This window comes from Amycolatopsis sp. A1MSW2902 (assembly GCF_017312175.1).
GTDB lineage: Bacteria > Actinomycetota > Actinomycetes > Mycobacteriales > Pseudonocardiaceae > Amycolatopsis > Amycolatopsis nivea.
Map to the genome: position 1 here is coordinate 427821 of NZ_QJPO01000003.1, position 20208 is coordinate 448028.

General features: G+C 69.1%; 19 protein-coding genes and 1 pseudogene. 8 read left to right on the plus strand and 12 right to left on the minus strand.

What is annotated here, in order from left to right; translation table 11 throughout:
* Positions 1-37: 37 nt before the first annotated feature.
* Both DMP23_RS45085 and DMP23_RS45090 read right to left on the minus strand, forming a co-directional pair.
* Positions 38-1000, minus strand: a complete 963-nt coding sequence (locus DMP23_RS45085) for a TIGR03557 family F420-dependent LLM class oxidoreductase (RefSeq protein ID WP_337824894.1) — start codon at positions 998-1000, stop codon at positions 38-40.
* Positions 1001-1132: 132 nt separating this feature from the next.
* Positions 1133-1504, minus strand: coding sequence for an STAS domain-containing protein (locus DMP23_RS45090; protein WP_337825131.1), 372 nt, complete (start codon positions 1502-1504; stop codon positions 1133-1135).
* A gap of 331 nt (positions 1505-1835) precedes the next feature.
* Here DMP23_RS45090 and DMP23_RS45095 point away from each other — a divergent pair, with 331 nt between their 5' ends.
* Positions 1836-1991: a hypothetical protein gene (locus DMP23_RS45095; protein ID WP_086024889.1), complete on the plus strand. Its 156-nt coding sequence runs from the start codon at positions 1836-1838 to the stop codon at positions 1989-1991.
* 56 nt (positions 1992-2047) lie between these two features.
* Here the strand turns inward: DMP23_RS45095 and DMP23_RS45100 are convergent, their stop codons facing one another.
* Positions 2048-3064 carry a Glu/Leu/Phe/Val dehydrogenase dimerization domain-containing protein gene (locus DMP23_RS45100; protein WP_337824895.1) on the minus strand — a complete coding sequence of 339 codons (1017 nt, stop codon included), beginning with the start codon at positions 3062-3064 and terminating at the stop codon, positions 2048-2050.
* Positions 3065-3124: 60 nt separating this feature from the next.
* Between DMP23_RS45100 and DMP23_RS45105 the strand changes: the two genes are divergently transcribed.
* Entirely contained in the window at positions 3125-3607 is a 483-nt protein-coding gene (locus DMP23_RS45105; protein ID WP_134662247.1) for an Lrp/AsnC family transcriptional regulator, read from the plus strand.
* Positions 3608-3638: 31 nt separating this feature from the next.
* Here the strand turns inward: DMP23_RS45105 and DMP23_RS45110 are convergent, their stop codons facing one another.
* From DMP23_RS45110 to DMP23_RS45120, 3 genes are read right to left on the minus strand one after another with little or no spacing between them, the layout of a single operon-like run.
* Positions 3639-5468, minus strand: a complete 1830-nt coding sequence (locus DMP23_RS45110; protein ID WP_337824896.1) for a beta-galactosidase — start codon at positions 5466-5468, stop codon at positions 3639-3641.
* A gap of 11 nt (positions 5469-5479) precedes the next feature.
* Positions 5480-7351, minus strand: coding sequence for a beta-N-acetylglucosaminidase domain-containing protein (locus DMP23_RS45115; protein ID WP_337824897.1), 1872 nt, complete (start codon positions 7349-7351; stop codon positions 5480-5482).
* Between the two features lie 9 nt (positions 7352-7360).
* Complete coding sequence (locus DMP23_RS45120) at positions 7361-9208, minus strand: alpha-L-fucosidase (RefSeq protein ID WP_337824898.1); 1848 nt, start codon at positions 9206-9208, stop codon at positions 7361-7363.
* 220 nt (positions 9209-9428) lie between these two features.
* Here DMP23_RS45120 and DMP23_RS45125 point away from each other — a divergent pair.
* Positions 9429-10282: pseudogene (locus DMP23_RS45125) on the plus strand (8-oxoguanine DNA glycosylase OGG fold protein).
* Here the strand turns inward: DMP23_RS45125 and DMP23_RS45130 are convergent.
* Positions 10256-10954 (minus strand): helix-turn-helix domain-containing protein, encoded by a 699-nt coding sequence (locus DMP23_RS45130; RefSeq protein WP_337824899.1) that lies wholly within the window; start codon positions 10952-10954, stop codon positions 10256-10258. The pseudogene DMP23_RS45125 and the gene DMP23_RS45130 overlap by 27 nt on opposite strands.
* A gap of 161 nt (positions 10955-11115) precedes the next feature.
* Between DMP23_RS45130 and DMP23_RS45135 the strand changes: the two genes are divergently transcribed.
* The 3 genes from DMP23_RS45135 to DMP23_RS45145 all read left to right on the plus strand — a co-directional run bounded on the left by DMP23_RS45135 (position 11116) and on the right by DMP23_RS45145 (position 14238).
* Entirely contained in the window at positions 11116-11880 is a 765-nt protein-coding gene (locus DMP23_RS45135; RefSeq protein WP_337824900.1) for an ABC transporter ATP-binding protein, read from the plus strand.
* Positions 11877-12641 (plus strand): ABC transporter permease, encoded by a 765-nt coding sequence (locus DMP23_RS45140; protein ID WP_337824901.1) that lies wholly within the window; start codon positions 11877-11879, stop codon positions 12639-12641. Before DMP23_RS45135 ends, DMP23_RS45140 begins: the two co-directional genes overlap by 4 nt.
* 253 nt (positions 12642-12894) lie before the next feature.
* Positions 12895-14238, plus strand: coding sequence for an outer membrane protein assembly factor BamB family protein (locus tag DMP23_RS45145; RefSeq protein ID WP_337824902.1), 1344 nt, complete (start codon positions 12895-12897; stop codon positions 14236-14238).
* Between the two features lie 74 nt (positions 14239-14312).
* Here DMP23_RS45145 and DMP23_RS45150 read toward each other — a convergent pair whose 3' ends face one another.
* Positions 14313-15311, minus strand: coding sequence for an alpha/beta fold hydrolase (locus tag DMP23_RS45150; RefSeq protein ID WP_337825132.1), 999 nt, complete (start codon positions 15309-15311; stop codon positions 14313-14315).
* 190 nt (positions 15312-15501) lie between these two features.
* Here DMP23_RS45150 and DMP23_RS45155 point away from each other — a divergent pair, with 190 nt between their 5' ends.
* The gene (locus DMP23_RS45155; protein ID WP_337824903.1) at positions 15502-15729 is read left to right on the plus strand and encodes a hypothetical protein; all 228 of its coding nucleotides are present in this window, start codon (positions 15502-15504) and stop codon (positions 15727-15729) included.
* 96 nt (positions 15730-15825) lie between these two features.
* On the opposite strand, the gene DMP23_RS45160 is transcribed toward DMP23_RS45155, so the two are convergent.
* The 3 genes from DMP23_RS45160 to DMP23_RS45170 form a co-directional block, all read right to left on the minus strand.
* Entirely contained in the window at positions 15826-16470 is a 645-nt protein-coding gene (locus tag DMP23_RS45160) for a GntR family transcriptional regulator (protein ID WP_337824904.1), read from the minus strand.
* Positions 16471-16516: 46 nt separating this feature from the next.
* Positions 16517-17425: an NAD-dependent epimerase/dehydratase family protein gene (locus DMP23_RS45165; RefSeq protein WP_337824905.1), complete on the minus strand. Its 909-nt coding sequence runs from the start codon at positions 17423-17425 to the stop codon at positions 16517-16519.
* Positions 17426-17513: 88 nt separating this feature from the next.
* Positions 17514-18299: an SDR family NAD(P)-dependent oxidoreductase gene (locus DMP23_RS45170; RefSeq protein WP_337824906.1), complete on the minus strand. Its 786-nt coding sequence runs from the start codon at positions 18297-18299 to the stop codon at positions 17514-17516.
* Between the two features lie 101 nt (positions 18300-18400).
* Here DMP23_RS45170 and DMP23_RS45175 point away from each other — a divergent pair, with 101 nt between their 5' ends.
* Positions 18401-19015, plus strand: a complete 615-nt coding sequence (locus tag DMP23_RS45175) for a TetR/AcrR family transcriptional regulator (RefSeq protein WP_337824907.1) — start codon at positions 18401-18403, stop codon at positions 19013-19015.
* Positions 19016-19039: 24 nt separating this feature from the next.
* Here the strand turns inward: DMP23_RS45175 and DMP23_RS45180 are convergent, their stop codons facing one another.
* Positions 19040-20164, minus strand: coding sequence for a hypothetical protein (locus DMP23_RS45180; protein WP_337824908.1), 1125 nt, complete (start codon positions 20162-20164; stop codon positions 19040-19042).
* Between the last annotated feature and the right edge of the window lie 44 nt (positions 20165-20208).

Genomic DNA, 20208 nt, shown 5'->3' on the forward strand with positions numbered 1-20208 from the left:
GGGCGCCTCGACACCCGGGCCCAGCTTCCTCGATCCGCTACCGCAACGCAGGCAACAACTCCCGCTCCGCGAACTTCACGAACTCCGGCTGATACTCCGGCCCACCGATCTGCACCAACGCCAGATCCGTAAACCCGGCCTGCGCGAACTGCTTCGCCGCGTCCACAATGGGCCCGGCATCCGGGCCGCACGGAATCCCCGCCGCCACGTCGTCCTCGCGCACGTACTGGGTCGCCGCGTCGAAGGCCTGCGTTCCCGGCAGTTCCGCGTTCACCGGCCAGCCCGAGCCGAACCACCGGAACTGCTCGTGCGCCCGCCGGATCGCCGCCCCGCGGTCCGGGTCCCAGGAGACCGGCAGCTGCCCGATCTTGCGCGTCGGCGGTCCGAGCCGCTCGTGGTCCCATTCCGTGCACAGCTCGGGTTTCGGCTCGACCGCGACCATCGCGTCGGCCACCGGTGCGAACCGCTTCACCGACTTCGGGCCGGATACCGCGATCGCGATCGGCACCCGGGTCGGCGACAGGTCCCACAGCTTCGCCCCGTCGGCCCGGTAGTGCTTTCCGGTGTAGGTGAACGTGCCGCCGTCGAACAGGCCGCCGATGATCTGGACGGCCTCGGCGAGCCGGTCGTGCCGGACCGACACCGACGGCCAGCCCATGCCGACGACGTGCTCGTTCAGGTTCTCCCCCGAGCCGAGCCCGAGGGTGAACCGGCCGTCGGACAGCAACTGCACCGTCGCGGCCTTCTGCGCGACCACCACCGGGTGGTACCGCATCGTCGGGCAGGTCACGAGCGTCATGAGTTCGAGCTGTTCGGTCGCCTGGGCCACCGCGCCGAGCACGCTCCACGCGTACGGTGCGTGCCCCTGTTCGGCCAGCCACGGCGAATAGTGGTCGCTGCAGGCCGCGAAGTCGAATCCGGCCTGCTCAGCGGCGGTCGCGCAGCCGACCAGCTCGCGCGGCCCGGTCTGTTCGGTCATCAAGGTGTAGCCGATGCGCATGTTCTCCCCCGTTCGACGGGCTTTCTGCTCGCGGCGCCAGCGCTTGCGGCTGCCCCGGAACCTCTCCGCCGCCCGGTTACCCGGTGCGGGGCGAGTTCACCCGTGCTGTCTGTCCGAAGGAGACTTCCCAGGTCAGGACCCGGCCGACGCCGCGTCGACGGTCGGGTACAGCGGCAGGGTCTGCTCCAGCCCGGTGAGCTGGATGGGCCGCATCGTCGCCCGGCCGGACGCGACGATCCGCAGGCTGGCTCCGGACGCCGGGCGCTGGGCGATGGTCACCAGCGCGGTCAGCCCGGCGGAGGCCAGGAATTCCACCGCGGCGAGGTTCAGCACCAGCACCGGCGGGGCCCCGGCGAGCGCCTCGTCGACCGCGGCGGTCAGCAGCGGCGCGGTGACCATGTCGACCTCGCCGTACACCGCCAGCACCGCGACCGGGGGCCGGTCCGCTCGCTCGACGCGGAAGTCGCGCGCCGGGTCGGCACTGGGGTCGGTCGGCTCGTCCATCGTCACGGTCCCGTCCTCGGTCGTTCCTGCCGGGCAGGCGGCCCGGCCACCACCCCATGATGCCCGTCCGGGCCCCCCGACGCAGGCGAGCGGGGAATCAGCCGCTTCGTCCGGTTTCCCGGCGGCCCCGGCGCCGGCGCGCTCCCTTACGCCATTTGCCTGAATTCCTGCCGTCGAACCGATCAACGCGGTGACAAATTCACGGTGCGTGTCCGGGAATGCCCGCGGACCGCATTCTCCGCCGAAGTCATGTTTCACTCGAGCGAGTGAGGGTATCCGGGAGTGAGCACGCCACATTCCCCACCGAGAGAAGAAAGACGAGGTTCTCCCCGTGATTGTTCTCGGCGTCATTCTGCTCGTGATCGGGTTCATCACCTCGATCCAGATTTTGTGGAGCATCGGGATCGCCCTCGTAGTGATCGGCGCGATCCTGGCGGTGCTCGGCGGGACCGGACGCCGTATCGGCGGCCGCGCGCATTGGTACTGACCTCACGGAAAAGGAAATGCACGCCAAGGCTCCCAGAGCCTTGGCGTGCTCTTCGTTCAGGCGAGCGCCGCCAGTTCCCGGGCGGCCCGCACTGTCGTCCACTCCCGTTCCCGGGCAAGCGCCAGTACTGAATTCGTCGTGTCGCCGATAGCGTCGATCTTCGCGTTCACCGCCGCCTCGTCCATTCCGAGTTCTTCGCGGCCGACGGCGTGAATGATCCCGCCCGCACTCGCGACGACATCCGGAATCCACGTGACTCCCCGGTCGCGCAACACCGTCGCGACCTCCTCGGCGGCGATCTGGTTGTTCGCCGGTCCCACGATCAGCGACGCACCGCACGCGGCCGCCGACTCGACCGTCAGCAAGCCGCCCGTCGCCGCAGGCACGAGCACGTCCAACTGCTCCCGCACCAGGTCAGCCGTGGTCCAAGCGGCACCGAGCCGTTCCGCGACCGGCCGCAGCCCCTCGTCGACGTCGGTGACCACCACCTTCGCGCCGCGCTCGATCAGCGCTTCGCAGATCAACCGCCCGACGCTGCCGAATCCGAGCACGCCGATCCGCAACCCGTCGACTGAGCCCGGCGCGACCCCGGCTTCAAGCGCCGCCAAGACTCCCCTCGCCGTCGCCGCGCTCGACGTCCCGCTGCCGCCCTGGCTCTCCGGACGGCAGAACGCCCAGCCGTGCGCGAGCCGGTGGATCTCCGCCATGTCCTCGGACGTCGACCCGATGTCCGGCCCGGTGCGGTACCGCCCGCCCAGCGCGGCGATCGCCTCGGCGATGTCGGCGATCAGGTCCGGCCGCCGCGCCGGGTCGATCCCTTCCGCGGGCAGCGCCGCCACGGTTTTGCCACCCCCGTAGGGAAGACCGGCCAGTGCGCACTTCGTGGTCATCGCCGCCGAAAGCCGCAGCGCGTCGTCCGCCCCGTCCCGCCACGACGGGTACGCCTTGATCCGGCACCCGCCGATCGCCGGACCGCGCGCCGTCGAATGGATCGCGACGGCGATCGCGACCCCCGACCTAGACCCGCGGACGACCTGCAGTGCTTCCCCGGCGAAACTCTCTGTTCGGTTCACGGACGCAACACTGCCCCTTCCGCCGCCTGGTCGGAGCAACGACGGTGATATGTTCGGCAAATGAGCGAATCTCCGAACCTCGATCGGATCGACAGCCTCATCGTCCGCGAACTCCAGCAGGACGCCCGGATCCCGATGCGCGACCTGGCCGAGCGCGTCGGCGTCGCGGCGTCGACCTGTTCCGACCGGATCGGCAGGCTGCAGGCGCGCCAGGTGCTGACCGGATTCCACGCCGAGGTCGACCTGCCCGCGCTGGGCCGGTCGGTGCAGGCCATGGTGTTCGCCCAGATCCGCCCGCTCAGCCAGCCGATCATCGACCGCTTCCGTCGCGACGCGCTCGCCATGCCCGAGGTGATGGCCGTCTTCGTGCTCGCCGGCGGCGACGATTTCCTGCTGCACGTCGCGGTCCCGGACGTCTCCCGGCTGCACACGTTCCTCGTCGAGGATCTCAGCAGCCGCAAGGAGGTCGTGCAGTTCCGCAGTTCGATCGTGTTCGACCACAGCCGGAAGCGGGCGATCGAGAACCTCGCCGGGGAGCAGTGACCCCTCGGCCATCGGCCGGGACGGCTCGCCCTCAGCCCAGGTCGGCCTCCGGACGGATCTCGATCGCCGTCCCCGCATGATGCATTTCCAGCACCACCAGTTCGTTCTTCCCCTTCCGCCACAACGACTTCGGCGCGTACAGCGTCTTCTGCGGCCCGATCTTCCAGTACCGGCCGAGGTTGAACCCGTTCAGCCACACCACGCCCTTCTCCCAGCCGGGGAGGGCGACGAACCCGTCCGCGGGCTCGGCGACCGCGACGGTCGCGCGGTGGAAGGCCGGGCCGGCGCCCGGCGGAGCGGACGAGAACCGCAGCCGGGACAGGTCGTCCAGGGGCAGCGGACGGATCTCCCAGCCGAACAGCTTCTGCTGGGTGTTCATCGCGACCCAGCCGTCGATGCCCTTCCGATCGGCCAGGTACGGGCCGTAGTTCACCCGGCCCATCGGGTCGACCAGGATGTCCAGGCGGGTCCGCGGTTTCTCCAGCTTCAGGTCCAGCGTCCCGTCCGGATGGTTGCGGTCCAGGATCCCCAGCTGCACCCCGTCGGCGAACACCAGTGCCCGGTCCGCCAGGCCGTGGATGCTCAGCGGGCCGGAATGCGGGCCTTGCACAGTCGTGCGGTAGTGGATCAGGCCGGTCGACTGTCCCAGTCGTTCCATGGAGACCGGCTGGGCCGAGCGGACCACTGTGGACAGTGCGGGCAGCGAGTCCAGAAGGGACACTGAGCCGGACGGAGTGACCGACTGCGCGGGCAGGCGCGGCGAGCGAGCGGGCGGCGGGACGACTGGTTGCTTGGTGTACTTGGTGATCACCGACTGTAACGCGGTGAACTTCGCGCCGACGTCGCCTGCCTCGCCGACCGGGGAATCGTAGTCGTAGCTGGTCACGGTGGGCTGATATTGCAGCCCGGAGGTGTTGGCGCCAGCAGTGAAGCCGTAGTTGGTGCCGCCGCAGGCCATGTACAGGTTCACTGAAGCACCCGTCGCGAGCAGCTGATCGATGTGGGCGGCGGTTTGCTGCGCATCGGTGGTGTGGTGCGACTCGCCCCAGTGATCGAACCAGCCGTCCCAGTACTCGGCCATCATGACCGGCGCTCCGGGGCGGAAGGCTTTCAACGCGGCGATGCTCGGCGCCGGGTCGCCGTCGCCGGTGCCGACCTCCAACGTTCCCGGCAGCTCGCCGAAGCGCATGAAGAATTCGGAAGCACCGTCGGCGACGAACAGGAGACTCGTCATTCCGCGTGCGCGCAGGCTGTCCCGCAGGTGTGCGAGATAGCTCGTGTCGTTGCCGTAGCTGCCGTATTCGTTTTCGATCTGCACGGCCACGACCGGGCCGCCGTGTTGCGCTTCCAGCGGGGCCAGCTGCGGGATCAGCTGGTCGTACCACGCGTCGACTGCCTTGAGGTAAGCCGGATCGGCGCAGCGCAGCTCCATGTCGCGGTCGGCGAGCAGCCAGGCGGGCAGGCCGCCGAATTCCCATTCCGCGCAGATGTACGGGCTCGGGCGGACGATGACCTGGAATCCGAGGTCGCCGGCCAGCCGGATGAATCCCGCGAGATCGCGGTCGCCTCGGAAATTCGCTCGGCCCGGCGCCGGCTGATGGAAATTCCACGCCACATAGGTTTCGACGGTGTTGAGGCCCAGCGCTTTGAGCCGCGACAGCCGGTCGTGCCACTGGTCCGGGCGCAGCCGGAAGTAATGGATCGCGCCGGAAACGATCTGGAACGGCTTGCCGTCCAGCAAGAACCGGTCGCCGGACACGCTCAGCCCGCGCCGGCCGGCCGCACCTGCCGGTCCAGCGAACACGGTGCTCGCGGCGACCGCGGCCGCGCCGCCGAGGAAGCTCCTCCTGCTCACGTCCATCCCTCCCCCGCTCATCCGGCCGTCACCGCGCGGACCTGGACGAGGAACGCGTCGAGCACGCCGTCGCCGACGAGTGCCTGCCGCACGCCCCACCGGTTGCTGTTGCCGGTCTTCACCGCTTCCGCCCGTTTGACCAGCGCGTCCGCGGCCGCGGTCAGACGCTGGGCCATGGCGTCGTCACCGCGGGTCGCTGCGGCGAGGGCGTCCAGCCGGGTCACCATGGCGTCGCCCCAGAGCGCGGTCGCGTCCAGCCACGGGCCTGCCTCGCTGACGAACGCGCTCTGCACCTGCCCGCCCCGGATCACGGCGGGAGCGTTGCGGATCTGTTCGGCGTACGAGCGCAGTTTGCCCAGCGCACGGTGGTCGCCGGCATTCCAGTGCTGCCAGAACTCGGCGACCCGGGCCGCGAGAACCGGCGCTTGGGGCTGCCACGGCGTCGGCCCGAAGACGGGTGCCAGGTGTTCGAGGTCCGCGAATACCTTCAGCGCCGCGGTCGCGCGTTGGTCGCCACCTGCGAGCCGGGCCAGCGCCTGCGGCCACGAGCGCTCCGGCGAGTAGCCCGCGTCGTTCCAGGAGAAGTCGGCGACCCCGAACTCGGCGACCTCGCTGGCCGCCTCCTGGTTCATCGGATTCGAGACGATCCCGTTGAGATATTTCGACAGCCCCGCTTCGCGATGCGCGTACGGCGCGAGCAGCAACCGTCCGGCAGACTGCTCGTAATCGTTGACCGGGTAGTTGTCCCAGAGGAACACTTTTCGCCCGTACACAGTGGACACCTGCTGCGCTTCGTCGTTCGTCACGCTCGGCGGCACCACTGCGGTGCCGGTCCACTGCACGACTACGGACGGGTCGAGGTTCTCCCGCAGTTGCGTCTTGTACGGCGAGTCCTTGAGGTCGCTGTACTCCGTCGGCACAGTCTGCAAAGGACGGACGCCGTCGTGCGTCTTCACGAAGTTCTTGGTGATCTCGTTGAGCAACGAAACCTGCGCCTTGCCCGCGGCGGCCTGACCGGGCGCGCCGAACGCCGCCTGGTCGCCAGCGCAATTCCACTTGGTGTACGAGATGTCGTCGAACGGCAAGGAGAACGAGCGCACGCCGAGGTCGTACACCGCTTGGAATTTCGCCTTCACCGCGACGACGTCCTGCGGCGACGAGAAGCAGATCGAGACCCCGGGCGACAACGCGTAGGTGAAGTCGACGTGGTTCGCGTTCGCTGTGCGGACAAGCTGGCCGAGCGCGGCCAACTCCTGCTGCGGATACGGATCCCGCCACTGTGCCCGCAGATACGCGTCGTCCTTCGCGCCGTAGATGTAAGTGTTCGCCTTGGTTTCGCCGAGGAACTTGATCTGCCGCACCCGGTCGTCGTTCGTCCACGGTGGACCGTAGAAGCCTTCGATCGACCCGCGCAGCGCCATGTTCGGCCAGTCTCGTACTGCGACACCGCTCAATGCCCAGCTGTGTCCACTTCGGACGAACAGCTGCCGCAACGTCTGCACGCCGTAGTATTGCCCGGCACCATCCCTGCCCTTGATCGTCACGCCGTCGCGGCGCACAGCAAGCGAGTAGCCCTCCGCCTGCGTTGGCGCGTCTCCGCTATTGCTGAGCCGGATGACGAACCCGCGCTGCGATCCCGTGCTGACCTTCTTGACTCCGTGCTGTTTCAACAGGTCGAGCAACAGATCTTTGGCCGGACCGTCAGTCGTGCTGTCGGTGACCAGTCCCACCGAGGACGGCAGCGACACGTCGCCAGCCTCGCGGTCGATCTGTTGCGGCGTCGGGGAAACCACCGGTACCGGCCCCGGCCTGGCCGAGGCAGGTTGGACGATGGTCAGGGCACTCGTCGCGACAGCAGCGGCGAGCCAAACTCTGCGGCGTAGAGTCATGACTTCCTCTCAGGCGGCGGGGACAGTGCGGTACAACGCGAAGGTAGCCAGGTAAGGCGTCGCCCGCGACTGCGTGACGACCACGCGCAGGTGGCGGGCGGTGACCGGCGACGGGAGGGTGACGAGACGGTTGGCGCCGATCGTGGTGACAGTCGCGATCGTGCGCCAGGAACCGTCCACTTCGGCCTGTACGGTCGCGCCTTCGACGTGCTGACCGCGGGTGATGTCCTCCCCCAGCCGGATCTGGTCGAAGGTGGCCGCCTTCGGCAACACCACGTCCATCGTCCCGGCGAGCGCACCGCGCGGCGGCGACCACGACGTGGTCAGCGAGGAATCCGTGACCGCGTCCAGCCCTCGCGCGCCGGCGGCGAGGTTCACGGCTTGCGTCCTGGCGATGGCCTGCCCGAAGGACGCCAACGCGGCGGCATCGGCCGGAGCGACGCGACCGTCCGGGCCAGGCGGAACGTTCAGCAGCAGCGAGGCATTGCGTCCCACCGAGGCGCGGTAAAGATCGACGAGTTGCGCGGGTGTTTTCGGCTGTTCGTCCGGGTGGTAGAACCAACCCGGCCGGATTGATACGTCAGCTTCGGCCGGTGCCCATTCCAGGTACCGCACGGACGGGTCGGCGAGCACCTGCCGCGACCCGAGATCGGCGCCCTCCGCGCCGCCGACGAACAACTCCTCGTTGTGCGCGGTGTTCGGATCGCCCGTGGTCGGCAGCGCGCTCCACTCGGTCTCCCGAGCTTGGCCCCGCTCGTTGCCGACCCAGCGCACGCCCGCCGGTCCGGCGAACGTGACGGTGTCCGGCGACAGCGCGTGAATCATCCGGAACCAGGTCGTGAAGTCGTAGGTTTCGCTGATTCCGTTGCCGCGCCAGGGATTCGCCCCGTCCAGCCACAGCTCGTCAATGGGCCCGTACTGGGTGAACAGTTCGTAGATCTGGTTCAGGTAGTAGGCGTTGTAATCGTCCTCGGTCACGGTGAACTTCGGCAGTTTCCCGGCGGCGAGGGCCGCGGCGCGGTCGTCGTTCGGGACCAGCGACGGAATGGTGCGCACCTTCGCCGCGCTGCCCGTGCCGTACCGCCCCTGACCAGCAGGCGTGTTCGCGCGGTCGTCGTAAGTCGCCTGCTCCTCGATGCTCAACGGCTGCCCCGCGGCGACCTTCGCCTCGACCCGTTTCACCTGGTCCGCGAAGAACTGCTTGGGCAACTCGGCGCCGTCCGCCGGCGACAGGTACACGCCGACCTTCAGCCCGGCTTTCCGCGCGGAATCGACGTAATCGCGCAGGATGTCGCCCCGCGGATTGGCGCACCCGGCGGCGCGGACCTGCCAGTACGCGGACGGATCCTGCGCCCGCCCGTTCTGCGCCGCCGCACGGGCCTTCGTCACCGCGTCGTCGGCACATCCAGGCGTGACCCACCACGGACTCGCGACGACGGAGTGATTCGTGTAGCGCGTCGGATAGAGGACGAACCCGTCGTGGTGCTTCGCGGTCAGCATCACCTGCGTCACGCCGGCCGCCTTCATCGACCGCATCCACTGGTCGGTGTCGACCGCGGCGGGCGCGAACGTCGACTCCTTTTCCGCGCCGGATCCCCATTCCCGGTCGGTGAAGGTGTTCATGCCGAAGTGCGTGAACGCGGTGACCGGCCGCTGCTGCCAGGCAATCTGCCCGGAGCGCGGCACGGTCGCGGCGGCCTTGGCGAGGATCCGGTCCATGCCGTCGCACGACTGCACTGCCTGAATCGCGGCCGGCCGGATCGGTCCATGGCAGGCGGCGGTTTCCGCGGCGGCGGGAACGGCGGTCCCTCCAGCCGCCAATACCGCGGCAAGCGCCAGGCTCGCGGGAATCGACACGGCGGTCCTCCTGTCGGATCCGTGACCGAACGGTGACGGCGGGGAGCGTAAGTCGGGTATCCATCGGATGTCTAGACCTAATCGGCGGAGGCGGTCCCGCTTTCACCCAGCCGCCGAGGCTTGGATCAGCGCTGTTCCAAGCCTTCTGCTCGCGGCTTCGCGGAGGAGCTGGCAGAGGCCCAGTGATCTGATGGATCGCCGTGTAGTACCACGGTTGCGTATGGCAGCCACTCCGATTCCGGAAGCTTTGGCCAGCGCCGTCCGGCGCTGGCGGGACCAGGGCGAGCCGGTTCAGCCCCCGATCCGCTGGTCCCGCGATGCCTGGCGCAGGTGTTTCCCGGAACGCGACCAGTTCCTCGACGCCCTGCCCGACCGCATCGACCGAGCCGAAGCGACCAGCCACGCGACGGCCGCGACGACTCCGGAAGGCGCCGAACGCGCGTTCCTGGCCGCGATGATCTGGGGCTACGGACGAGTCGGCTACGGGCCTGGCGCACCTCCCGCGTCCTGACCGAAAACCCGGGAGCCGCCGATCGGCTTGCCGAGGTGGCCATTGTCGCCCGGGAGCACGGCGGACTGGCGGCGTTCCGCGATCTGGCGGGCAAACCGATGCGCTACCTAGGCGTGGCCTTCGGCACCAAATACCTGCGGTTTGTCACGGCCGCGCAGTCCGCGGACAGCGCGCCGATCCTGGACGCCGTCGTACGCCGCTGGTTCGCGACGCACACCGGCCAGCGCTTGATGATCGACGAGTGGCGGCCTGATGTCTACGAGAGGTACATCGGGTTGCTGAAGTCCTGGTCGGTGCGACTCGACCTGGCCGTGGACACCGTGGAGGAGCTGATCTTCCGATCCGCGGTGAGCCGGGAAGGCTCCGGACAGTGGAGCGAGCCGTGGGCGGATCCAGGCGAGCCGACGCGGGAAGCGCAGGCCGCCCTGCTCGAACTGGAGCGGCTCTTCGACACTGCCGACTCCCGAGCGGCACGGGAGGCCCGGCCGCATCTGGACGAGCTGGGACGGATTATCGAGCAGGGCTGGGCACCACGCTCAGCCCCGCCGGACAGCCTCGGCTGAGTCGGCGAGCACGAAACGCCAATGGCGGGCCCGCTCGACGATGTCGTCGGTGAGCTGCTGGTGGAACCGGCTCAGCGCGTGCAGGCGCGCACCGGCCGGAGTTGACCGGCCGAGGCGGGCGGATCCGCGGCGCGCGGCGTCGGCCAGCCGGTGATTCCGTTGCGCGCTGGCAAGGAACGCCTGGAACCACGCGTCCGGGCCGACCTCGTACCGTTCCGCTCGGTTTTTCGCGTTCCGCTCGCGCCGGAGCAAGCCCTCGGTTTCGAGATACCGCACCGATTTCGAGATCGATGCCGGGCTCACCCTCAGGTGCCGAACCAGCTCCGCCGCGCTCATTCCGGAGGCGTCGGCGGCGAGCAAGGCCGCGAGGACTCGCCCGGCCATGCGGGGAAGTCCGGTGCCGATCAGGGCGACCGCGAGGTGCTGCTCGACGGTGCGGGCGGTTTCCGCAGGAGGAATCGCAGCAGGTTTCCGGTGGTGCGCTCGCCGTTTCGCGGCTTGGTGGGCGGCGTCCGGCGCGTATCCGGCGCGGCCGCCGTTGCGGGCGACCTCGCGGCTCACCGTGGAGGTGGGCCGGGCCAGCCGGCGCGCGATCTCGGCATAGCCGCGTCCGTCAGCAAGGCCGTCGGCGATGACCCGCCGGTCGCGGCGAGTGAGTCGGGACCCAGGCATCTCAGACCTCCTCGTTGCAATAACTCTATTCCCGATGCACCGAAGCGCTGATTCTGACCTGCACAAAACCATTAACGCGGCGAAGCGGGGCGTTTCGCCGGAGCCGAAGACTGCCGATAGGTTCTGCCCGGAGATCCCTGCGCAGGAAGGAAAACACCCCGATGCCCACGACCTCCGAACCGGCGATCCGGGTGCGAGGATTGGAAAAATCCTACAAAACGCTGCACGTGCTGCGCGGCGTCGAATTCGACGTGGCGCGGGGCAGCGTCTTCGCCCTGCTCGGCTCGAACGGGGCGGGCAAGACGACGGTCGTGCGGATCCTCGCCACGCTGCTCAATGCCGACGCGGGCACCGCAGTCGTCAACGGCTTCGACGTCGCCGGGCGGCCGGCGGACGTACGGGAATCGCTCAGTCTCGCCGGACAGTTCGCGGCCGTGGACGAAATGCTCACCGGCCGGGAGAATCTCGCGCTCGTCGCCCGGTTGCGCCACCTAGAGAAGCCGGGCCGGATTGCGGACGACCTGCTCGCCCGTTTCTCCTTGCGGGACGCTGCCGCGCGGAGAGCGTCCGCGTATTCGGGAGGCATGCGCCGCCGGCTCGACCTCGCGATGAGCCTCATCGGGAACCCGCCGGTCGTCTTCCTCGACGAGCCGACCACCGGCCTCGATCCGCAGGCGCGCGCCGAGGTCTGGCAGGCCGTCAAGGAACTCGCCGGGCACGGCACGACCGTGCTGCTCACGACCCAGTACCTGGACGAGGCCGAACAGCTCGCCGACCGGATCGCGATCCTGCATCAGGGGCGCATCCTCGTGAGCGGCGGCCTCGCCGAACTCAAGCGCCTGCTCCCGCCCGCCGAAATCGAATACGTCGAGAAACAGCCGACGCTCGAGGACGTCTTCTTCGCACTCGTCAAGGACCGCCGATGAAAAACCGCTTCTTCGGCGACACCACTGTCCTGTTGGGACGTTCTCTGCGGCGCATCGCCCGCAGCCCGGACACTGTCGTCACCACCGCCGTCCTGCCGATCGCGTTCCTGCTTTTGTTCGTCTACGTCTTCGGCGGCGCGATCCAGCACGGATCCGGCAGCTACGTGACCTACCTGCTGCCCGGCATCCTGCTCATCACGATCGCCTCCGGCGTCTCCTACACCGCGTTCCGACTGTTCCAGGACCTGCAGAGCGGCATTTTCGAGCGGTTCCGGTCCATGCCGATCGCCCGGCCCGCTGTTCTGTGGAGCCACGTGCTGACGTCGCTGGTCGCCAACCTGGTATCGGTCGCGGCAGTCATCGGCGCCGCCCTGCTCATGGGATTCCGTTCGACAGCGGGACTGCCCGCCTGGCTCGCGGTCGCCGGCCTCCTGCTCCTGTTCACCCTGGCGCTGACCTGGCTCGCCGTCATCGCCGGTCTGGCCGCCCGATCGGGCGACGGCGCGACCGCGTTCTCCTACCCGCTCATTTTCCTGCCCTTCGTCAGCTCGGCCTTCGTGCCGACCAGCACCATGCCCGGACCGGTCCGCGCCTTCGCCGAACACCAGCCCACGACGTCCATCGTCAACGCCATCCGAAGCCTGCTGACCCAGCGACCGGTCGGTGCCGACATCTGGACTGCCCTCGCCTGGTGCATCGGAGTCCTCGTTCTCGCCTACGGCTCAGCCATGCTGATCTACCACCGTAGGCAACGCGGTTAGCTGTTCACGGAAGTGCTCAGGCTTTCCCGCCACGAACGGCGAGCTCGACGGCCTCTCCAGGCCCGAAAGTCGGAGCTGGATGCCTTGCGGCCGCCCGTATCCGAAGCTAGCGGAACGGTGCGGCACAGGGGAACCACGCCCGAACCTGCCGACGGCGACCGCGTGTTCTGCCGTTCGGAGGTATCGCGACCGGAAGCCCCGCTGGATACTGCGATACGGGGAGTCGCTAGTCAGCGACCAGGAGTGATACCTCATGAACAGGAATTGTCTCCGCACGGTTCTCGCGATCGCAGTCGTCGCCCTCGGCGCCGGTCCGCCGGCGTCGGCATCGGCGACCGCAGGCCATGCCCGGCAGCAGCTCGCCGCGGGCGATTGGCCGACCTATCACCACGACAACGCCCGCACCGGCGAAGCCGCGGATCTCGCTCCGCTGGGCACTCTCGGCACCGCCTGGCAGGCCACTTTGGACGGTGCGGTGTACGGACAGCCGCTGGTGGTCGGCGGCCAGATCCTTGCTGCCACGGAGAATGACACCGTTTACGCGCTCGACCCGGCCACCGGCGCGGTCCGCTGGTCGGCGCACATCGGCGAACCGGCGAGAAGAGCCGAGCTGCCGTGCGGGAACATCGACCCGCTCGGCATCACCGGCACCATGGCCTACGACCAGGCCACGTCCCGGGTTTTCGCGCTGGCCGAGCTCACCGGCGGGCAGCACGTACTGGTCGGCGTGAACGTCACCACCGGCGCGGTGGAGGTGCGCACCGAGCTGGAACCGCCCAAGGGCGACCGGCTGGCGCACCAGCAGCGAGCGGCGCTGACCGTGCTCGGCGACCGCGTGTACGTGGCGTACGGCGGGCTGGCCGGGGACTGCGCGAACTACATCGGTTCCGTGGTGTCGGCGACCACCAACGGGGCTGACCCGATCAGTTACAGCGTGCCGACCACCAGGGAAGCCGGGATCTGGGCACCAGGCGGCGGCGTGGTCGACGGCCAACGGCTGCTCTACGCGGTCGGCAACGGCGAATCCACCACGGGCTACGACGACAGCGATTCCGTGCTGGCCTTGTCGCCCACGCTGCAGCGGGTGGACCTGTTCGCCCCGGACACCTGGGCCGACGACAACGCACAAGACCTCGATCTCGGGTCGTCCAGCCCGACCCTGCTCGGCGATCACGTCATCGCGGTCGGCAAACGCGGCACCGGATATGTGCTGCACCACGACAATCTCGGCGGAATCGGCGGGCAGCAGGCCAAGGCGGAGATCTGCCGGTCCTTCGGCGGCAGCTCGACCAAGGACGACACCGCGTACCTGCCGTGCAACGACGGCCCGCGCGCGGTCCGCATCGCAGCGGACGGCACCCCCACCGTGGCGTGGCACGCCGACGGGACCGCGAACGGCTCGCCGACCGTAGGCGGCGGCGCGGTATGGGTGACGGACTGGAACGACGGTGTGCTGTACGCGCTGTCACCGGCTGACGGAACCGTACTGGCTCAGCTGGATGTCGGCGCTCTTCCGCACTTCGCCTCTCCCACTTTGTCCGGCGACCACGCCTACGTGGGCACGATGACCGGCGTGGTGGCGGTGTCCGGCGCCTGACTGAACCGCGCCGGACGAGCTCGCCCCGATCTCCGGACTGCCGCTTCCGGGGATCGGGGCTGGTTCCGCGAGCGTCAGCCGTTCAGGAAGCGCTCCAACTGCCCCGCGACGAACTGCGGATTCTCTTCGACCAGCCAATGCCCGGCATGCGGCACGTCCGCCGCCTGGACGATGTCAGTCAGCCGCGGAGCCACCGTGGCCCGGATCGCGTCGAGCTGGCCCTGAGCCGTCAGCAGCAACGTCGGCACCTTCACCGGCGCTGCCGCCACGGTGTCGCGGACATCCTTGTCCAGCGCCCGATAAAGCTCAAACCCGCCGGACAAAACCGTGGGACGACTGTAGGTCCGGGCATACTCGTTGACCTCCGCCTCACTGAACGGCGACCGCTCCGAATTCCCGCCGAAAGCCGTCCCGCCAAAGGAAACCTGCGGATAGAACAGCGCGAGGTATTCCCGCACATCGCCGCCGACCACCGCTTCGGGAACGCGACGTTGGGAGTGGAAAGCGATGTGCCAGCTCAACGTCCGGTATACGGTGGCATTGATCGCGGGCCCGGGAAGCGGCAAATCGAAATAGCCGAGACGCGCGGTGTCGCCGGGGAATTGGCTCGCGTACTGGAATGCCACCGCGGCACCGAAATCATGTCCGACGACGGCGGCGTTCCGGATCTTGAGCCGCGAAGCCACCAGGGTGTGCACGTAACGCGCCAGTGTGGCTTTGTCGTATCCGCTCGGCGAACCGGTGCTGTCGCCCAAACCGGGAAGGTCGATCGCGTAGACGGTGTGGTGTTTCGCGAGCTCCGGCATCACCGGCCACCAGCCGTACCAGGTTTGCGGCCACCCGTGAATCAGGACGACCGGGCTGCCGCTGCCGCCAGTGACGTAGTGCATGCGGACACCGTCGACGTCGGCGAATTCGTGCCGGAAGGTGCTTTGGAACGCGGGATCGTTCTGGGTGGCGGCGGCGTAAGGCTCGGCAGGCGGCGCGGAACAGGCCACGCTGCCGACCGTGAGCAGAAGGGACAGCGCCAGCGCCGCGACGGAGCGGGGCACCAGCCGGGATGCGGTGATCATGCGGTCAGTTTCGCCAGCCCGGACCGGCAATGGCACGGAAACTTGCCGTTCCGGCAAGGGGTTGCGTCCGGTGCCCGTTCGATCAATTCCGTTGAGCCGAACAGGCAAGAACTGCTTCGCCACGCCCAGACGAGGGTAGCGATGGTGAAGAGGCGGTCGGCGCGACCGCCGGAACGGGAGGGATTCGCCCATGCGGAAATTCGCGGTCACAGCTGCCGTTTGCCTCGCTACGACCGGCGCTGCGCTGGTGCTGAGCGGCACCGCGTTCGCCAGCCATCTCGAGTACAAAGGACCTTACGAAACCCCGGACGACTGTGTCCGCGCACTGCGCACCCTGCCGCCGGACCCCACGGTCGACGGTGCCGTGTGCATTCCCATGAACGGCAAGCATTATGTCGAAATCTCGCATCCGAACTGAGGGGCCGCCGCGCCGATGCCGCGCATCGCCACAGCAACGCCGCACCCGCGCTACTGAGAAAACCCCCATCACCTCCGGAGGGTTTTCCTTTGCCTGTCAGCCGCGCTCGCGCCCCAGCCCGCGCAAATGCCGTCCGCTCTCCATGTGCTCCATCAGCAACGCTTCCACGGCATCCACATCCCGTCGCGCGATCGCCTCGTACAGCTCCCGGTGCTCCCCCGCCACCCGCTCCAGATCCTCGTGCTGGCCGAGCAGCCACCGCATGCGGCTGCGCAGCGTCAGTTCCAGCTCGTTGAGCAGCTCGTTCCCCGCCATCGCCGTCACGGCCTCGTGGAAATCCGCCGCCGCGCGGTGAGCGGTTACCGCGTCACCGGCAGCGGCGGCGGCCGTTTCCTCGTCCAACGCAGCCCGCAGCTGGTCCAGCCCGGCGCGGGAATGGCGGGTCGCCGCGAGCTTGAACGTCAGGACTTCCAGCGCCGCGCGCACTTCCTGCAGGTCGGCGATGTCGCTCGCGGTGAACTCGCGCACCACCGCCCACGTCCGGGGGCGCGGCGTGACCAGGCCTTCGGCGACCAGCGCTTTCAGTGCGTCCCGCACCGGGACCCGGCTCACTCCGAGATCCGCGGCGAGGTCCCGTTCGACGAGCTTGCTGCCCGGTGTGCGCACCCCGTCCAGGATCTCGTCCCGGAGCTGCCGGACGACCCGTTCGGTCTCGGATTCGCCGCCCTGTTCCGCTGCCATCCGGCCATTCTCGCACCACCGCCCGGACCGTCCACTGTGGCCGATGTCAGCGCGGGTTCGTCTTCCGCCACGCCGCGTAATCCGCCACCGCCGCCCGCACGTCGAACTCCGGCGCGAAGCCCGTTTCCTCCTTGAGCCGCGAAATATCCAGATACGGTCCGGTCGCCCCGCCAGGCTGCAGCTGATCCGGCACACCCGGCGCGATCTGCGCGAGCGCCTCGGCGAACTCCCGGTTCGTGACCGGCTGCCCGCTCGACACGTTGTACGTGTCGTGCTTCAACGACGGTGCCGTGGTCAGCAACGCGATCGCGCGGCCGGCGTCCGGTGCGTAACAGCAGTCGAACCCCTCGTCCGCGACGAGCGGAGGCGGCGGGTCACCGCGCAGCCCGGCGTTGAGGTAGGACGGGATCGGGAAGAACGGCGATTCCGGGTCGACCAGCGGACCCCACACCGTCCCGATCCGCAGCACTACCGGTTCGACACCGCTCCCCCGCAGGCTGTGCGTCGTCAGCGGTTCGACGGCTTTCTTGAACGCCACGATCAGATGCGGCAGATCCGCGGTCGGCAGCGGCAGCTCCTCGTGCCAGCTCGGCTCGTCGCGGCCGACGTACACGCCGAGGCTGCTCGCGACCGCGAACCGCCGCACCCGCCACGTCCGGGCCGCGTCGAGGGCGTTGGCCAGGCCGGTCAGGTCCGTCCGGAAGAACGCGACCGGGTCGTCGCCGGGAATGCTGCCCGCCAGGTGGACGATCGCGGTGATGTCGTACCGGTCGCCGAGCGCGAGGAACGCGTCCCGGTCGGTGACGTCGAGCGTTTCCACGGCGACCCGGCCCGCCAGGAACGAGGGGACGTCCGTCCGCCGGTGCCCGGTGACCAGGACGTCCTGCCCCAGATCCGCCAACGCCCGGGCCGTGTGCGCGCCGATCATGCCGAGGCCGCCGGTCACGAGGATCATCGCCGCACCCCGCATCGGGTGGTCGAAAACTTTGTCATGCGGCGACGCTACGACCCGGCCCGCGGCTGGTTCTTGAACAAATCGCGCATCAGAAGTGCGTGCCGCCGTCGATGCGGACCTCGGTGCCGGTGACGAACGCGGCGTCCTCGCTGGCGAGCATCGCGACGACCGACGCGACCGTCTCCGGACCGGCGAAGCCCTGGCCCAGCGCGGGAAGCAGCTTGCCGAGCAGGGTGAAGTCGGCGTCCTCGGGGAAGCCAGGGCCGACGCTCTGCCTGCTCTTGCCGCTGCCGTCGGTCATGCCCGAGGAGATCGAACCGGGCTGCACGGCGGTGAACCGGATGCCGTCCTTCGCGTACTCGGACGCCAGCGCGTGCGTCATCGACTGGATGCCGCCCTTGCTCGCCGCGTACGCCGCCATGTACGGGTGCGCGAACATCGCCGACGTCGAGCTGAAGTTCACCACCGCCGGGCCGCTGCCCTCGCGCAGCGCCGGGATCGACTCGCGGATCACCAGGAACGTGCCGACCAGGTTGACGCGCAGCACCTGCTCGAACGCCTCGAGCGGCATCTCGTGGGTGTGCGCCGACCGCAGGATGCCCGCGGCGTTGACGAGCGCGTCCAGCCCGCCGAGCTGCTCGACCGCCTCCGCGACCCCAGCCTTCACTGATGCTTCATCGGCGACATTCACGACCACGGTGCTCAGCCGGTCCGCCGCGTCGCCCGCCTTCTCCACGGTGTCCGCCAGACCCGCTTCGCTCACGTCCGCGGCTACGACGCGCCCGCCCTCGGCCAGCATCCGCAGCACCGTCGCCTGCCCGATGCCCGAGCCCGCTCCGGTGACCAGCACCCGGCGTCCTTCGTAACGGTTCATGATCCGCTCCTTTCGTCTTCCGCCACCTTACGCCTACCTGGCACACTGTGCCACCTTGACGAGATCTGCATGCTTGACAGTGATCGGGTAGCGTGGTCGCGGTGAGCGGAAAGACCCCGACCCTGACCGAACGGCGCAAAGCGGCGACGCAACTCGACATCGCCCGCGCCGCCGCACGCCTGTTCACCGAGCATGGCGCACAGGGAACGACCGCGGAAGCGATCGCCGCCGCGGCGGGCGTCGCGCCGCGCACCTTCTACCGCTACTTCCGCACGAAAGAGGACGCGGTCGCCCCGCTGCTGGTCGTGGGCGCCGATTCGTGGCGGGACCACCTCGCGTCGACGCCCGAAGGAACGCCCCTGCTGAAGGCGGTCGAGGACGCGATCCACAAGACGATCTCCGCCGCGGACGCGACCCAGGAATTCAGCTGGACGCGCGGCTTGCTGCGCGCCGCCAGCGGGGACGACTCGGCGCTGGCAGCCGTGTGGCACCGGGTGAACGGCGAGTCCGAGACCCGACTGCGACCGGTGCTGGCGCGGCTGGCTCCGGAGACGGACGAGGTGAGGGTGCATTTGGTCGCGGCTGCGGCGACGGATGCGATTCGGATCTCGCTGGAGCTGTGGGCTGGGACCGAGGAGAAGGCGGCACCGGTGGAGTTGGCGGTGCGGTGTTTCCGCGGGTTGTCGAGCGGGCTCGACGTCTCGCGAGACCACTGACCTTTCCGCGCCGAGGACAGTTGCCTATGCGTCTGATCGGCGCGCCCCGCGATCGGACACCCTCCGCCTGCCGCCACCGCTCGCCCGGACGGCCCCCGTCGTCGACTGGCCAGGGATGTTGCGCGGCAACGGATCCTCGGTCACCCGATACCAGGCCCTGAGGTTCGCCGGTTCGGTCCATCCCCGCACCGCCTCGGCGACCTGCCGATGGACAAAGCTCGCGTGGCTGCACGTCTCATGCCAGGAACTCCGGCGCTGCTCCGCGGTGAGCGGCCGCCGGAACAACTCGTCCCGCAGCGCCAGCTGACGGTCGAGGTCGTGCCGGACCGCCGAAGACCGGTCGAGACCGACGGGGGTCCGGTCCTCGCAGACCGGGCACGGGCAAGTCCACAGCTGCTCGATCTCCGGAGTCCGGCCGAATACCTTCGCGCAGGTCTCGATCCGGTGGTAGCTGAGCAAGCGAGGCACGAACACCGAAGGCCCGCCCGGGCGGCCGCCGGAGGCCGGATACAGGTGCCGCAACGAGCTTCTCGTGCCCACCGCCGCCGCGTGCGCACCGTGACAGAGAAGGCCTGCGGCCGAAATGTCGCAGCGCAACACCAGCACCGGAACCGCGCAGTCGGCCAGGAAACGCAGAAACGCGCGCAGCAGCTTCTGAACCCCGAACGGATCAGTCCGGTGCTCGAGAACGATCGCGACCGGCACCCCGTGCCGATTGACCTCCCTCGCCAGCGCAGCGGCGATCGGTTCGTTGTCGAACCACCAAGGAGCGAGAGGCAGCGTCGCAACGGCCGCGGGCTTCCTCGCGGCGGCCAGCAGGATGCCGCGCAAACCCGTCCAGTCGCGCGCCGCGAGATAGCCGGAATCCGTCAGCGGCAGCAACCCGAGTTCCCGCTGCTTCCGGCACCACGCCGGACGCGTGCCGGCTCCGGCGAGTACCCGCCGCTTCCCTGCGTAACGCTCGGCGTCGCACAGGAGCGGCCCGTCGAACCCCTTCTCGCGCAGGCCCTTGACGGCATCCGGTGCCGACCTCCCGGTCAGGACGAGCCCGGTGTCGTGCGCCGCGCAGACGCCGAACAGTTCCTCGGACTGCCCGGGCCGGCACTGGATCAGGAGCCGCCCGGAAAGCCCTGCCAGTGCCGCATCCATCCGTCCACGGTGACGCAGGCCAGCCCGTGCGGTCACTCACCGTC

Bases quoted from the DNA above. Each gene is read 5' to 3' on its own strand.
- DMP23_RS45085 (WP_337824894.1), bottom strand. From the start codon at position 1,000: ATGCGCATCGGCTACACCTTGATGACCGAACAGACCGGGCCGCGCGAG.
- DMP23_RS45170 (WP_337824906.1), bottom strand. From the start codon at position 18,299: ATGAACCGTTACGAAGGACGCCGGGTGCTGGTCACCGGAGCGGGCTCG.
- DMP23_RS45165 (WP_337824905.1), bottom strand. From the start codon at position 17,425: ATGATCCTCGTGACCGGCGGCCTCGGCATGATCGGCGCGCACACGGCC.
- DMP23_RS45160 (WP_337824904.1), bottom strand. From the start codon at position 16,470: ATGGCAGCGGAACAGGGCGGCGAATCCGAGACCGAACGGGTCGTCCGG.
- DMP23_RS45145 (WP_337824902.1), top strand. From the start codon at position 12,895: ATGAACAGGAATTGTCTCCGCACGGTTCTCGCGATCGCAGTCGTCGCC.
- DMP23_RS45150 (WP_337825132.1), bottom strand. From the start codon at position 15,311: ATGATCACCGCATCCCGGCTGGTGCCCCGCTCCGTCGCGGCGCTGGCG.
- DMP23_RS45115 (WP_337824897.1), bottom strand. From the start codon at position 7,351: ATGACTCTACGCCGCAGAGTTTGGCTCGCCGCTGCTGTCGCGACGAGT.
- DMP23_RS45110 (WP_337824896.1), bottom strand. From the start codon at position 5,468: ATGGACGTGAGCAGGAGGAGCTTCCTCGGCGGCGCGGCCGCGGTCGCC.
- DMP23_RS45155 (WP_337824903.1), top strand. From the start codon at position 15,502: ATGCGGAAATTCGCGGTCACAGCTGCCGTTTGCCTCGCTACGACCGGC.
- DMP23_RS45135 (WP_337824900.1), top strand. From the start codon at position 11,116: ATGCCCACGACCTCCGAACCGGCGATCCGGGTGCGAGGATTGGAAAAA.
- DMP23_RS45140 (WP_337824901.1), top strand. From the start codon at position 11,877: ATGAAAAACCGCTTCTTCGGCGACACCACTGTCCTGTTGGGACGTTCT.
- DMP23_RS45180 (WP_337824908.1), bottom strand. From the start codon at position 20,164: ATGGATGCGGCACTGGCAGGGCTTTCCGGGCGGCTCCTGATCCAGTGC.
- DMP23_RS45090 (WP_337825131.1), bottom strand. From the start codon at position 1,504: ATGGACGAGCCGACCGACCCCAGTGCCGACCCGGCGCGCGACTTCCGC.
- DMP23_RS45130 (WP_337824899.1), bottom strand. From the start codon at position 10,954: ATGCCTGGGTCCCGACTCACTCGCCGCGACCGGCGGGTCATCGCCGAC.
- DMP23_RS45105 (WP_134662247.1), top strand. From the start codon at position 3,125: ATGAGCGAATCTCCGAACCTCGATCGGATCGACAGCCTCATCGTCCGC.